This window comes from Streptomyces sp. NPDC093984, from assembly GCF_044764595.1.
GTDB classification, from domain to species: Bacteria; Actinomycetota; Actinomycetes; order Streptomycetales; family Streptomycetaceae; genus Streptomyces; species Streptomyces cynarae.
Genome location: NZ_JBIWIM010000012.1, coordinates 39,652 through 53,138, shown reverse-complemented (window position 1 = coordinate 53,138; position 13,487 = coordinate 39,652). Strand labels below are relative to the sequence as shown.

Here is a 13,487-nt window from a genome sequence, read left to right as displayed (position 1 = left end):
GGGCGAACAAAAAGAGCCGGTCCGCGTCATGCGGACCGGCTCTCTCCCGGTGGGCGATACTGGGTTCGAACCAGTGACCTCTTCGGTGTGAACGAAGCGCTCTCCCACTGAGCTAATCGCCCGGGAACGCACTGAACAATACAGGCCTCCGACGGGTTCCTTCAAACCGCTTCCAGGTAGGCGACGAGTCCGCGCCGACCCGACCGCATCATCAGCCAGTGGTTCGCGCGGAAGACCGGCCGCCCCGGCACGGCGAACCTCCTTATCAGCGGCTTGTTCACGTGAACTGCCTGGTCGTAGCGGGCGAGGGTGCCGGAACCGGCCGCGTCGACCGTCCAGCGTGCCCAGCCGTCGATGTCACCGGACAGCGCGACCTCCAGAATCCCGGCCGCCGGGTCGCGCCGCACCTCACGCACGGTGAAGGTCAGGTCGTACGGCAGCAGGGAGCGGACCCGGACGACGCCGGCCGTGTCGTCGAGCCGGGTCACCGCGCGCACCTGGCGCCACCACCGCGGGTACTCCTCGGGCCGTTCCAGCACCGCGTACACGGCGGCGGGCGGCGCGGGCAGGGCCCACAGGCTGCGGAAGCGGTAATGGCTCCGGTCCATGCGCACAGTCTTCCCGGGTCGGCCCCCGGTATCTGAGTACGTGTACTCATGCCGTAGGACGTGACGGGCGCCACACTGACGGATGCGAGCGCCGCCGCCCGTGCGGCGGCGCTCCCCCACCGGCCGCCTACGAGGGCATCTTGTCCCCGAGCAGTGCCAGGACCTCGATGGCGGCGAGACCGTAGAGCGCGGTGTCGTTGGTGGACACCCAGGCCGCCTCACTGCCCGCGACGAGCGTGGCCGGGCCGCTCAGCGGTTCCGTCTTCCACGGCGAGGACTCGCTGTAGCCGTCGGAGTTGTAGAACTTGCTCCACGCCCGCTTGGCGAGCGTCGCGTCGCCGGTCTGGACGGCGGCGTACGCGTCGAGGCGCGAGTGGCCCTGGAAGAGCAGCAGGCTGCCGAAGTCGGAGCCGTAGCGGGCCTTCTGCTCGGCCTTGGTGGCGTTGAAGTAGCGGCAGTAGTCCAGGTACGCCTCCTTGAACTTCGGCATGTCGACCAGGTAGTTGAGTTCGGCGCACAGCTCGTTGAGGCCGAAGACGGCCGAGAGGTGGGAGACGGACACCACCGGCTTGTCGGCGACGGCGAACTTGCCGGTGTCGAGGTCGTACAGCCCGCTGCCCTGGACGAAGCCGTTGGGCTGGGCGGCGATGCCCTCCATCGTGGAGAGGACGCGCGCCTTGGCCTTCTCCCACTTGGGGCCCTTGCGCTCCCACTCGGTCAGCCAGGCCGACACCAGGCCGCTCCAGTCCGTGCCGAAGCCGATCGACAGGGCGTGCCGGTCGGGGGTGTAGGGGTCGGTGCGTACCTTGCGCTGCGGGTCGAGGACGAGGAACGTCTCGTCGGAGTCGACGTTGGCCCGCATGAGGTCGCCGACCCGCTCGTCGGCGGTGAGGAAGTAGTAGAAGCGCCGGTAGGTGGTGTTGGCGATGCGCTGCTGTTTGGCGCTGTCGGCGAAGTGCTGCACGCCGTGCCGGGTGCCGAGGCCGGCCCACTTGCCGATGTGGTAGACGTCGACCTCGCCGGTGTGCCGGGTCATCGCCTCGGCGAAGCGGAAGATGTCCGCGCGGCCGCTGCGCAGGTAGGCGTACCAGAGCCACAGGTCGGGCGACAGCTCGGAGTTGTCCCAGGCGTAGCCGCCGATGTCGTACCGCCACACATGCCGGACGGTGTCGTAGGTGTGCATGATGTCGCCGTAGTCCCAGAAGCCGTACCAGCGGCGCTGCTCCACCTGGTCCTTGTAGTAGGTGAAGAGGAAGTCGAGGTGGTCCTCGATCTTCGCCTTGGCCGGGGTGGAGCGGTCGGGCTCGGAGTACAGGCCCGGGCCGAAGACCTTGGCCTTGATGAGCTGCTTGGGCGGGGCGGCGAGCTGCGGCAGCGTCCGGACGGCCTTGACCTGGTCGGCGAGCTGGTCGGGGGTCGGCGTTGCGGCGTTGGCCCAGAAGAGGAGTTCGGAGGTGCGGGCGATGCCGTAGGGGGTGCCGAACTCGGGTTCGTAGTCCTCGTAGGTGATGTTGAGGCCCTCGAGCTGCTTGGCGTAGGTGTCCTGGCCCATGCCGTCGTGGTAGAAGCGCAGGTCCATGGGCTGCGCCTCGGGCGACCAGAGCCAGAGGGTGACCTCGGCCTCGTCGGTGTGGGCGCCGCGGATGTCGAGCTGGGCGGGGAACTTCTCCCAGAAGTCCCTCAGGCCGAAGGAGAATCCGCCGCTCGGTCCGCCGACGTAGCCGAAGCCGGAAGCCCGCTTGCCACCGCCGGCACCGATCCAGCCGTAGCCCTTCTTGGTGCGCTTGCGCAGCGTGAAGCCGTCGGCGGAGAGCTGCGAGAGGGTGTAGTCGCCCCAGTGCGGGATGTACTGGAGCCGGGTCGTCACCCGTTGGTCCCATGTCGAGGGGTCGGGCAGCTTCTGCCCGGCGTACTGCGCCGCCTGCACCGCCGCGCCCGGGTCGCGGCGCAGCCCGGTGATGCCCTGCACGGCCTCGCGCAGCAGACCGGTGCCCTCGCCGCCGATCCGGATGTGCCGGTCGTAGGCGGCGTCCCTCATCGGCACGGTGAAGCGCACGCCGAGCCCGCGGATGAAGTCCCCGCTCGCCTTGCCGGGCTCCTGCGTGCCGTCGTAGGTGATGGTGTGCACCATGCGGAAGGAGTCGGCACCCGCGTAGAAGTAGAGCCGGATGGAGAACGGCAGCCAACCGCGGTCGCCCTTGCGGTGCTTGCCGTCGATGCGGACGACGGCCCGGACGGGGCCGTCCTGTTCGACGGTGACCTCGGAGATCGCGCCGTCGAAGCGCTCGGTCTTCACCGTCCCCTGGTCCTCGTCCTCGATCTCCGGCTGGCGGATGAGGACGAGACGGCCGTTCTTCGCGATCTCGGTGGAGCCGCGGGTGACGGACTTGATCAGCGTGGAACCGGCCTTGCCGATCCTGGCGGTGATGACGCCGGTCGATATGGCGATGGTGCCGCCGCTCTCGTCGACGGTGACCTTCTTGTCGGGCGCGGCGGGCGCGCCAGCGGTGAGCGTGAGCTTGCCGGAGCCGGAAGTCACGGCGTGCGCCGTCCACTTGAGGGAGCCGTCCGGCCAGTACGCGAGCGGCCAGGACTGCACGGCCACGGCCTTGCCGTTCTCGTCCGTCAGCGCGAACGTCTGGTCCTCCTGGTAGGCGCCCTTCGGCCAGGGCACGCCGACCGTGGAGCCGGGCGCGGCGCCGAGACCGCCGTCCTCGAGCCAGTCGAGGGTCACCGGGTCGGCGTCGGCCGCCTCGGCTCTGGGCGCCGCCTGCGCGTCCCTGGCCCCTAGCGCCCAGCTGAACCGGGCGGCGGCTCCGGCGACGGCGGCGGCCTTGAGGAGGGACCTGCGGGGGATGGGAGACATGGGAGATGCAGCCTTCCTTTCCTGGCGGGTGATGCAGGGCGGTCAGGGGCATGACAGAGCGAGGCGCGGCGCCGGGGCGCCGACCCGAGGGGATGTGCCGAGGTGCGGCGCCGGGGCGCCGACCCGAGGGGATGTGCCGGCCGGCGTCAGCGACGCCGGTGTCGCTCCTCGACGGCGACGGCGGCCGCCGCCACGGCCCCGAGGACGGGGACCGCGAGCGGTGCGACGAACCAGGCCGAGCAGAGCACCAGGGCCGCTCCGCCGACGAGGAGGAAGGACCCGGCAGGGTCGAGGACGGTGCGGCGTCCGGCCGCCGCGAGCAGGGCCCGCCAGGAGGCGCCCGGTGTCCAGGCCGCCGCCGCGCGCAGCCCGGCGACGGCGGCGCCGATCAGGGCGAAGACGCCGACCGCGCCGACGAGCGGCCCCCCGGGCAGTCCGGCGCGCACGGCCTGGACGTCCACCCAGACCGCGGCCGCCGCCGCCCAGCCGGCCATTCCGACGATCCAGCCCCGGCGCGCCGCCGCGCCGAAGTCGGCGGCGAACTCCCGCCAGCCGCCGCCCTCGTGGGCCGTGCGCCGGCGCAGATGGCGAGCGCCGGCGGCGAAGGCGGCGGGGTAGGTGACGAGCGGCAGCGAGGCCACGGCGATCCAGACACCGGTGAGCAGACACTCGGCGAAGAGGGCGAACCTCTCGGCGAGCAGCGACTCGCGGCGGGCCTTCGGGCGGGCGTGGTCGGTGGCCATGTCAGCCCTTCAGTCCGGAGGTCGCCATGCCGTCGATGAGGTAGCGCTGGAAGGCGAGGAAGAAGAGCAGCACGGGCAGCAGCGCGACCAGGGACATCGCGATCATGCCGCCGTAGTTGGCGGCCACGCCGTCGGAGTCGCGGAACATCATCATGCCGAGGGAGACGGTGTACTTGCCGGGGTCGTTGAGGTAGATCAGCGGGCCCATGAAGTCGTTCCAGGCGTTGATGAACGTGAAGATCGCGCTGGTGATGAGGGCCGGACGGCACAGCGGCAGCACGATCGACCAGTAGATCCTCAGGTGCCCGCAGCCGTCGATCCTGGCGGCCTCGTCGAGTTCCTTCGGCAGACTCCGCATGAACTGCACCATGAGGAAGACGAAGAACGCCTCCGTGGCCAGGTACTTGCCGAGCAGCAGCGGCACATAGGTGTTGATCAGCTGCAGTTTCTGGAACATCACGTACTGCGGGATGAGCAGCACGTGATAGGGCAGCAGAAGCGTGCCGATCATGAGCGAGAACAGCAGGTTGCGGCCCGCGAACCTGATCCGTGCGAAGGCGTACGCGGTCAGCGAGCAGGAGATCAGGATGCCGACGACGGCGCCGCCGGCGTACAGGAGGGAGTTCTGGAAGAAGGTCCAGATGGCGATGTCGGCTATGCCTTTGGCCAGGCCCTTGAAGTTGTCCAGGATGGGGTGGACGGGGAACAGCTGCAGGCTGTTGATGATGTCCTTGCTGGGCTTGAACGACGCTCCGATCACCCAGAGGACGGGATAGAGGACGACCGCGAGGACCAGCAGGGCGCCGATGTGCCAGGCGAGCGAACCGGCGCGCCTGCGGCCGGGGCCGCCGAGCGGCGTGCGAACGGTGGTCGTGGTGGTGCTCATCGGGCGTCCTCCTCGTAGTGCACCCACTTCTTCTGGGACCAGAAGAGGACCGCCGTCACGAGGGCCACGGCGAGCAGCAGCATCCAGGCCATCGCGGAGGCGTAGCCCATCTGGGCGTTCTTGAACCCCTGCTGGTACAGGTAGCAGGTGTAGACGAGCGTGGCGTCGGCCGGACCGCAGTAGGTGTTGGAGACGACGTAGGCCGAGGCGAAGATCTGGAACGAGTGGATCGTCTCCAGCAGCACGTTGAAGAAGAGCACCGGGGAGATCAACGGCAGCGTGATGTTCCAGAACCTGCGGAAGGCTCCGGCGCCGTCCATCGCCGCCGCCTCGTACAGCTCCCTGGGCACCTGCTTGAGCCCGGCCAGGAAGATGACCATGGGCGCCCCGAACTGCCAGACGGTGAGCGCCACCAGGCAGTACAGGATCCAGTCGGGGTTGCCGACCCAGCCGCCCACGTGGATACCGAAGACGGACATCGTGCGGTCCACGATGGCGTCGTCGGAGAAGATCGACCGCCATACGAAGGCGACCGAGACGCTGGCGCCGATGAGCGAGGGGGCGTAGAACGCGGCCCGGTAGAACGCCTGTCCGCGACGGCTCTGCGCGAGGAGCAGAGCGACACCGAGGGCGAGCAGCAGCTTCAGCGGCGTGCCGATGACGACGTACTTCGCCGTCACCTCCACCGACTTCTGCCACCGGGGGTCGTCGAACATCCTGGTGAAGTTGTCGAGGCCGACCCACTTCGGCGTGTTGAAGAGGTTGTAGTCGGTGAACGCGAAGTACAACGAGGCGACCATGGGTCCCGCGGTCAGGAGCACGAAGCCGGCGATCCACGGGGACATGAAGAGGTAGCCGGCGAGATTCTCCCGGCGGCCCCGCCGCTTGCGGGCGGCGGGAGCGGCGGAACGGGTCTTCCGGGTGTCGAGAGGCGAGTCCTTGACGAGCGTCACGGGGGTTCCCATTTCAGTTCCGGTCGGTTCCGGTCGGTTCCGGTCAGGCCTGGAACGCGGCCTGCGACTCGTCGAAGAACTGCTTCACCGCGTCGGCGACCTTGACCTTGCCCAGGCCCAGGTCGCCACCGATGCGCAGGAAAGCGGCCTCGATGGTGTCGGCGCCGGAGGGGTGCGGGGTGATCGTGCCGAGGACACCGGCCTTGGCGGTGTTGTCCTCGTACTGCGCGATCTCCTTGTTGACCTCGTCGGTCGGCTTGAAGGCCTCGTACTGTTCGGTGCTGGCGAGGATGCCGCGGTCGTAGCCCATGATCTTGCCGACCTCGGGGTCGTGGACCATGAAGTTGATGAACTGGGCGACTTCCTTCGGGTGCGAGGTGCGCGCGGAGGCGCTCAGCATCAGGGAGGCGAGGTACTGGCCGGTGTGCTTGCCGTCCATGGTGGGGATCGGCGCGAGACCGTAGGTGCTGTTCCCCTCGGCGGTGTAACGGACCGTGAAGTTGTCCCAGGTGAATTCGGATGCCCCGTGCCCGGCCGAGAGCGAGGACTTGGGCCGGTCCTGGGCGACGATCTTCGGGTCGGTGACGATCCCGGCCTTCACGCGGTTGTAGCCGTCCTGCCACCACTCCGTCAGGTCGGCCTTGTCGAAACCGAGTCCGTCCTCGGTGTAGAACGCCTTGCCGTTCTGCCGGAGGTAGAGGTCGTACAGGTACATGATGCTGAAGTAGCCCGTGTCCCCGGGGACCTTGGTCTTGTCGTGGATGGTCTTGAGGGCCTTGAAGTACTCGTCCCAGGTCCAGCCCGCCGCCGGCTCGATGCCGGCCTTCTGGAAGACCTTCTTGTCGACGACGAGCGCCATGGTGTTGGAGCCGACGGGAATGCCGAGCTGCTTGCCGTCGACCTCGCCGACCTTCGTGACACCGGCGCGGAAGTTGCTCAGGCTGATATCGCCCGCGTCGATCTGTGACTTGAGGTCGAGGAGGACGCCTCTCTTGTCGTACTTCCGAAGGAATGTGACGGCGTTCTGGAAAACGTCCGGGGGATTTCCACCGGACGCCTGCGTCTGGAACTTCTCCCAGAAAGACTGGTAGTCCTGGAAGTCCGTTTTGACCTTGATCTTCGGATACTTCTTCTCGAAGAGCTTGATGGATTGATTGATCTTCTTCGCCCGCTCGTCGGCACCCCACCACGAGTAACGGATCGTCACGGTCCCGTCGGCGGAGGTGCCGCCGTCCCCACCGCAACCCGTCGTCGCGGCCAGCCCGAGGGTGGCCACCGAGGCTCCCGCCGCCTTCAGGATCGTGCGCCTTTCAACATTGCCGGTACCCACAGTCAGGCCCCTCCCCGCAGCAAAGCCGCCGCTCATGAATCGTTTCAAGTAAGCGCTTGCTGGCACAAGGTACGGAGGCCCTCCGGCCTCGTCAATGATTCGGACAGGAATTGGTGAGAGTGGGGTTGGGCGGTAACAGGCATCACAGGGGGGCGAGTTCGGGCCCGGAACGACAAGCGCGCAGGTCGCGAGGGGCGGCGCCACGGAGGTCGGCCGGTGCGGCGCCGAGAGCCCGACGCCGGATTCGGCCGGTGCCGCCGCCGAGGGCCGGACGCCGGATCCGGCCGGTGCGGCGGCAGGCCCGGACGTCCGGCTCCGCCGCGCGGCGGCACACCGGAGACGGGCGCGAGGAAGCGCTGCCCAGCAGAAGGGGCCCCATACGGGCATACGCCAAGGGCGGCGCCGCTCATCTCCTGAGCGGCGCCGCCCTTGATCTTGTGGGCGATACTGGGATCGAACCAGTGACCTCTTCGGTGTGAACGAAGCGCTCTCCCGCTGAGCTAATCGCCCGGGCGCAGGAAGAACATTACCGCATGTCAGCGGATGCCTCCGACCACGGGCCGGTCACTCCTCCCTGATGTTCCAGGGCGTCACGAAGCCGTACTTCCAGACGTACACGCCGACCAGCGCGGCCACGATCGCCACGCCCGCGGTCGTCAACAGGAGGTTGCGGCGCCGCACCCTGGGGTCGAGCGCGCGGTGTGTCGCCTCCGTGACCTTCCGTTTCGTCCAGCGCAGCACCAGCTGGGCCCAGACGAACTCGGTCGCCCAGATCGCCATGCCGGCGAAGATCACCAGCCAGCCCGGGCCCGGCAGCGGAAGCAGGAGCACGCCGCCCGCGACCACCGCGAGGCCGATCACGAAAACGGCCACCTGCCAGCTGAGGTGCAGCGCCCGTCGGGACTTGATGAATTCCGGCGCCCTGGACCCGAGCCCCCGCTCGGTCTTCGGCCCCTCGGCGGCCACGGCGGCCTCACCCCGCTCGTCACTCCGCGTATTCATACAGCCAAACCTACCCGAGAGAAACCAGTCACCGGAATGGCCGCATCGCACGAACGATGTCTCGGCCGGATGAGCTACGTAAAGACAGGCAAAACACTCAGAGGGGTTTACAACGGCACCGTAGGTGGCATGTCGATTTCGCCGACGTGCGAATCCCCGAGCGCACACTGAGCGAAAGGCCCTGGCGCTTATGAACACCACGGTCAGCTGCGAGCTGCACCTGCGCCTCGTTGTGTCGAGCGAGTCCTCACTGCCTGTACCCGCGGGACTGCGGTATGACACGGCCGATCCCTACGCCGTGCACGCCACCTTCCACACCGGAGCCGAGGAGACCGTCGAGTGGGTGTTCGCCCGCGACCTCCTGGCGGAGGGCCTGCACCGGCCCACAGGGACCGGCGACGTCCGCGTCTGGCCGTCCCGCAGCCACGGTCAGGGCGTCGTCTGCATCGCCCTGAGCTCTCCGGAGGGCGAGGCCCTGCTCGAGGCCCCGGCGCGGGCACTGGAGTCGTTCCTGAAGCGGACCGATGCGGCCGTGCCGCCCGGCACGGAGCATCGCCATTTCGATCTCGACACGGAGCTCTCCCACATCCTGGCCGAGAGCTAGCGCAAGACAGCCACACCACCCGGCGCCGTCCACTCGGGGAGACGGCACGGGTCAGGACAACCGCATACGGCACACCCGGGCGCCGTCGCCGCGAGCCCTCGCGGAGGCGGCGCGTCGGCCTACTACGGAGAGTGACGCTTTTCCTGCGCTGTGTGACGTGTCCGAAGCCGACCCTGCGGCGGTCCTCTCGGGGCGGGAAGCCGCTAGGCTCGGCCAGCATCGGCGGGCGTCCGCCCGACCCCAGGCCAGGGAGCGACACGTGCTGATCACCCATGACACCCGGTGCGCGCTCGACCTCGTGGTGGATCTCGTGAACACCGCACCCGAGGGCGACGAGCCGGACGGGCTCCCGGATGTCGCCGCCCTCGACGACTTCGCGCGCAGACACGCGGTGAGCGATCTCGGGGTCCTGTCGGAGTTCGACCTGTCGGCGGTGCGCAAGATCCGCGGACGGTTCGCCGCGGTCTTCGCCGCGACGGACGCCCGGACCGCGGCGGGCCTCATCAACGAACTGGTCGCGGCGGCGGGCACCACGCCCCGGCTGACCGACCACGACGGCTACGACTGGCATGTGCACTACTTCGCCCCCGGTGCCTCCCTGGCCGACCACATCGCCGCGGACTGCGGGATGGCGCTGGCGTTCTTCGTGGTGGCCGGGGAGCAGGAGCGGCTGCGCCGCTGCGAGGCGCCCGACTGCCGGCGCGCCTTCGTGGACCTCTCCCGCAACCGCTCACGGCGCTACTGCGACAGCCGTACCTGCGGCAATCGCCTCCACGTGGCCGCCTACCGGGCACGCCGCAAGGAGGCGGCCGGCTGAGTGAGGCGCCTTCGCACCGCGAGGGCGGACGGGCGCGGCCGACCGCAAAGGGCTCGGGGAAGCCGCGAGGCCGGAGGGACGGGCGCGGCCGACCGCGAGGGGCTGGGAGAAGTCGCGAGGCCGGAGGCACGCGCGGCCGACCGCGAGGGCTCGGGGAAGTCGAGAGGCCGAGGCACCGAGGAGCCGGACACGCGCAGACACTCACCGTCCGTGACCGGACATGCGCTCCGCCATCGTCGCTCCCCAGTGGGCTGACGGAGCCCTCGGCGGGTGGCGCCAGGGGCTCCGCATACGGCTCACAGCAGCAGCAGGTCGTGCAGCGATGCCATGAGCAGCAGACAGCCGATCACCGCAAGGAAGATCATCAGCGGTGGCTGGGAAAGCGCGAAGAGACAACCCCGACGATCCTCGGGAGGAGCGGCGGTGTCGCTCTGGGTTGTGTCCAGCATCTCGCGGTGATGATGACGTAGCCCGCACCCGCCGTGCGATCAACACGCACGGGATGACGATGTGATCGCCGATTCCGCGAGGTGCGGAGCGAAGATGATCTAGGTGTGCCCACCCTTGATCGCCAGGGAGCCGTGACCCGACCGATCGGCCGTTTCCCCTTCGCCCCGCGCCGGGCGAGGCGTCATATGCCGTGCTTCTTCAGGATGGCCTCGATGTCGCTGAAGTCGTCTGCGGAGTCGGCCGCCCGGGGGCCCGCCGTGGGACGAACCGCGGGAGGGCCCCCGGCGCCGAGCGCCGGCGCGGAGGACGAGGGAGCCGTCGCCTCCCGCCGCGCGGCACGCGCCGCCCTGCGCTCCTTGCGGGTGCCGCCGCGCCTGCGTTCCACGGCCCGGGTGGTCATGAACAGCAGCCAGGCGACCCCGAGCACGCCGAAGCCCGCCCAGGCCGTGGGGCTGAAGGCGGTGTCGGCCAGCCAGCCCACCACTCCCGTCATCACCAGGCCGATGGGCACCAGCGCGTACGCGGCGATACGGGCCGCCGCCAGAAAACGCTTGCGGAAGGCCGTGACCGCGGCGATGCCGAGGCCGGCCGCGGAGACGGCGGAACAGACTGTCTCGGCAATCATCCGGTCCTCCAAGCGGAGATCGGTCGGGTGGGGGGGATCGGTCGGGTGGGGGGGATCGGTCGGGTGGGGGGCGGTTCGTCCTTTCCATCCTGCACCGCCCCACGCCCCGCGGGCCACGGTCCGAACAGACCTCAGGGACATCTCCGGGACATCTCGGGGTCGGCTCCTCCCCAGGGTGCGGCCCCGTCTCCACCCCTGACCTCGCCGGCACTCTCCAGGCCTCCACCTCCGGGTGCGGAGATCCCGTTTGGGGGCCGTCGCGGGTGCTGGGAGACTGTGACCATGAGTGACTCCTCCCCGGCCCACGCAGCCGTCCCCGTCCTGGACGTCTGGTGCGAACTCCAGTGCCCCGACTGCCGCACCGCCCTCGATGATCTGCGCGCGCTGCGCGACCGCTACGGCGACCGGCTGGAGCTGCGGCTGCGGCACTTCCCGCTGGAGAAGCACCGGCACGCCTTCGCCGCGGCGCAGGCCGCCGAGGAGGCGCTGGCGCAGGGGCAGGGCTGGCCGTACGTGGAGGCCGTGCTCGGCCGGGTCGAGGAGCTGGACCGCCAGGGAGAGGCGTTCCTCATCGAGGTGGCCCGCGATCTCGGGCTGGACGCCGAGGAGTTCGACACGGCTCTGATCGACGGCCGGCACATCCTGATCGTCGACGCCGACCAGGCCGAGGGCAAGGCGATCGGGGTGACCGGCACTCCGACCTATGTGATCGGCGGTGAGCGCCTCGACGGCGGCAAGAGCCAGGAGGGACTGCGCGAGCGCATCGAGGAGATCGCGGACCGGCTGCTGGCCGGGCAGGAGGCCTGATCCCGCCCGGTCCTACAACAGGGGTTTGTACAGGGCGTACTCCGTCGTCCGGTAGCCGAGTGACTCGTAGAGGCGCTCGGCCGGGGTGTTGCCCGCGAACACGTTCAGTCCGAGGACCTGCCGGCCGGCGGTGAGCGCCTGGACCTCCGCCAGGAGCATGAGCGTGCGGCCGTGCCCCCTCCCGCGGTGGGCCGCGTCGGCCTCCACGTCGAAGACGAACGCATTGTCCTCGCGCACCGCCAGCCACAGCGTGCCCACGCGTATGCCCTCGTGCTCCAGCACGCTGAACGTCATGCCCTCGGTGCGCATGCCCCGCGGCAGGAGCTGCTCGTGGTCGCGTCGTGCCTTGGCGTGCGCCACGGCCTCGGGTACGCCCCGCTCGATCCACGTGCGCGCGTAGTGCTCGCGTTGGTACTCCTGCCAGGCCGTGAACTCCGCCTCGGTCATGGGGCGTGCGCGGCTGCCCTCGGGCAGCGGGGGCGGGGTGTCACCGAGCCGCTTCTCCATGCCGCGGTTGCGCAGGACATAACCGAGCGTCTCGGTGAGCCGCAGTGCGACCCGTGCATCGGCGGGGACCCGGGCCTCGATCTGCCCGCAGCCCCAGCCCCGCGCCACCTCCTCCGCGGCGAGCGCGGCCACGGTGCCCCGACCGCGCCGGCGGTCGGACTCCCCGATGCGCAGCTCGATGATGCGGGCCACCGACTCGCCCAGGGAGGGCGAGGTGCCGAGGTGTATCACACCGACGGGACGGCTGTTCACGCACACCTGGTAGCGACGTGAACGCGTCCCGTCGGTGTGATGCTGAAGCGGCTCGGTCGGCCGCAGGGTCGTGGTCATCACGGGTGTTCTACCCGCGGCGGCGACCCGCGTCAGCCGGTTTTCCCGAGGCTCACGGATCCAGGTCGTTCCCGGACCGCTCGTCGAAGATCCGCATGGCCTTGGCGGTCACCGGACCCGGCGCCCCCGCCAGTTCCCGGCCGTCGACCCGGTGCACGGCCTGTACGTCCCGCAGCGTGGAGGTGAGGAAGATCTCGTCCGCGCGCTCGAGGACGTCCAGCGGCAGATCGGTCTCCTTGGCGCCGGTCCACTCCACGGTGAGCGCGCGCGTGATGCCCGCGAGACAGCCGGAGGAGAGCGGAGGGGTGTGGATCTCGCCGTCGAGGACGACGAAGACGTTCGACCCCGTGCCCTCGCAGAGCCGGCCGGCCGTGTTGCCGAAGAGGGCCTCGGTCGCGCCCTGCCCGGTCGCCCGGGCGAGCGCGACGACGTTCTCGGCGTACGAGGTGGTCTTCAGGCCGGTCAGCGCACCGTGCTCGTTACGGGTCCACGGCACCGTGATGACGGCCGTGGAGTCGGGGCGCCGGGTGGTCGCGCCGAGGGCCACGACGAGGGTGGGGCCCTGGTCGCCGCGGTCGGAGCCGAGCGGGCCGTGGCCGCCGGTGTACGTGATGCGCAGGCGCCCGAGCGGCATCGGGTTGGCCTGGAGGACGGCGGCGCAGGCGCGGCGGACCTCGTCCAGGTCCGGGTCCGGAAGGCCGAGTCCGCGGGCGGAGCGGGTGAGCCGGTCGAGGTGGCGGGTGAGTGCGAACGCCCGGCCCTCGACGGCCTTGACGGTCTCGAAGACGCCGTCGCCGACGGTCAGTCCGTGGTCGAAGACGGAGACGCGGGCGGACTCGATGTCCTGCAGCCCGCCGTCGAGCCAGAGCTTCACTGGTCTTTACCTCGCAAGATCGTGGCGAAAGCGTCGCGCGACATGTCGTCGGGCCCGTGGCCGAGCCGCGGGGCCCTGGACGTGT

The 13,487-nt window shown here is 69.8% G+C and carries 14 protein-coding genes and 2 tRNA genes; 3 read left to right on the top strand and 13 right to left on the bottom strand.

What is annotated here, in order from left to right; all coding sequences use genetic code 11:
- Positions 1–50: 50 nt before the first annotated feature.
- From ACIRC0_RS32115 to ACIRC0_RS32075, 9 genes are all read right to left on the bottom strand, one after another.
- Positions 51–122: transfer RNA gene (locus ACIRC0_RS32115), tRNA-Val, on the bottom strand.
- Positions 123–161: 39 nt separating this feature from the next.
- A complete protein-coding gene (locus ACIRC0_RS32110; protein WP_403623176.1) occupies positions 162–608 on the bottom strand; it encodes an SRPBCC family protein in 447 nt (148 codons plus the stop codon).
- Between the two features lie 127 nt (positions 609–735).
- Positions 736–3,474, bottom strand: a complete 2,739-nt coding sequence (locus ACIRC0_RS32105) for a Tat pathway signal sequence domain protein (RefSeq protein ID WP_403623173.1) — start codon at positions 3,472–3,474, stop codon at positions 736–738.
- A 146-nt stretch (positions 3,475–3,620) separates the two neighbouring features.
- Positions 3,621–4,217: a hypothetical protein gene (locus tag ACIRC0_RS32100; RefSeq protein ID WP_403623170.1), complete on the bottom strand. Its 597-nt coding sequence runs from the start codon at positions 4,215–4,217 to the stop codon at positions 3,621–3,623.
- A gap of 1 nt (position 4,218) precedes the next feature.
- Positions 4,219–5,103, bottom strand: coding sequence for a carbohydrate ABC transporter permease (locus ACIRC0_RS32095; protein WP_403623167.1), 885 nt, complete (start codon positions 5,101–5,103; stop codon positions 4,219–4,221).
- The gene (locus ACIRC0_RS32090; RefSeq protein WP_403623160.1) at positions 5,100–6,068 is read right to left on the bottom strand and encodes a carbohydrate ABC transporter permease; all 969 of its coding nucleotides are present in this window, start codon (positions 6,066–6,068) and stop codon (positions 5,100–5,102) included. Before ACIRC0_RS32090 ends, ACIRC0_RS32095 begins: the two co-directional genes overlap by 4 nt.
- Before the next feature lie 31 nt (positions 6,069–6,099).
- Complete coding sequence (locus ACIRC0_RS32085; protein ID WP_403623157.1) at positions 6,100–7,386, bottom strand: ABC transporter substrate-binding protein; 1,287 nt, start codon at positions 7,384–7,386, stop codon at positions 6,100–6,102.
- Positions 7,387–7,824: 438 nt separating this feature from the next.
- Positions 7,825–7,896 (bottom strand) — tRNA-Val (locus ACIRC0_RS32080).
- A 54-nt stretch (positions 7,897–7,950) separates the two neighbouring features.
- Positions 7,951–8,388: a TIGR02611 family protein gene (locus ACIRC0_RS32075; RefSeq protein WP_403623154.1), complete on the bottom strand. Its 438-nt coding sequence runs from the start codon at positions 8,386–8,388 to the stop codon at positions 7,951–7,953.
- Positions 8,389–8,578: 190 nt separating this feature from the next.
- On the opposite strand from ACIRC0_RS32075, the gene ACIRC0_RS32070 reads away from it, so the two are divergent.
- A complete protein-coding gene (locus ACIRC0_RS32070) occupies positions 8,579–8,992 on the top strand; it encodes an SsgA family sporulation/cell division regulator (RefSeq protein ID WP_003959770.1) in 414 nt (137 codons plus the stop codon).
- A gap of 259 nt (positions 8,993–9,251) precedes the next feature.
- Positions 9,252–9,809 carry a CGNR zinc finger domain-containing protein gene (locus tag ACIRC0_RS32065; protein WP_403623151.1) on the top strand — a complete coding sequence of 186 codons (558 nt, stop codon included), beginning with the start codon at positions 9,252–9,254 and terminating at the stop codon, positions 9,807–9,809.
- A 296-nt stretch (positions 9,810–10,105) separates the two neighbouring features.
- Here the strand turns inward: ACIRC0_RS32065 and ACIRC0_RS32060 are convergent, their stop codons facing one another.
- Both ACIRC0_RS32060 and ACIRC0_RS32055 read right to left on the bottom strand, forming a co-directional pair.
- Positions 10,106–10,258, bottom strand: a complete 153-nt coding sequence (locus ACIRC0_RS32060; RefSeq protein ID WP_200421241.1) for a hypothetical protein — start codon at positions 10,256–10,258, stop codon at positions 10,106–10,108.
- A 182-nt stretch (positions 10,259–10,440) separates the two neighbouring features.
- A complete protein-coding gene (locus ACIRC0_RS32055) occupies positions 10,441–10,884 on the bottom strand; it encodes a hypothetical protein (protein WP_403623148.1) in 444 nt (147 codons plus the stop codon).
- Between the two features lie 282 nt (positions 10,885–11,166).
- Between ACIRC0_RS32055 and ACIRC0_RS32050 the strand changes: the two genes are divergently transcribed.
- The gene (locus tag ACIRC0_RS32050) at positions 11,167–11,691 is read left to right on the top strand and encodes a DsbA family protein (RefSeq protein WP_403623145.1); all 525 of its coding nucleotides are present in this window, start codon (positions 11,167–11,169) and stop codon (positions 11,689–11,691) included.
- Positions 11,692–11,703: 12 nt separating this feature from the next.
- Here ACIRC0_RS32050 and ACIRC0_RS32045 read toward each other — a convergent pair whose 3' ends face one another.
- Together ACIRC0_RS32045 and ACIRC0_RS32040 are read right to left on the bottom strand one after the other, a co-directional pair.
- Positions 11,704–12,528 (bottom strand): GNAT family N-acetyltransferase, encoded by an 825-nt coding sequence (locus tag ACIRC0_RS32045; protein ID WP_403623141.1) that lies wholly within the window; start codon positions 12,526–12,528, stop codon positions 11,704–11,706.
- Between the two features lie 52 nt (positions 12,529–12,580).
- A complete protein-coding gene (locus ACIRC0_RS32040) occupies positions 12,581–13,402 on the bottom strand; it encodes an aminotransferase class IV (RefSeq protein ID WP_403623138.1) in 822 nt (273 codons plus the stop codon).
- Between the last annotated feature and the right edge of the window lie 85 nt (positions 13,403–13,487).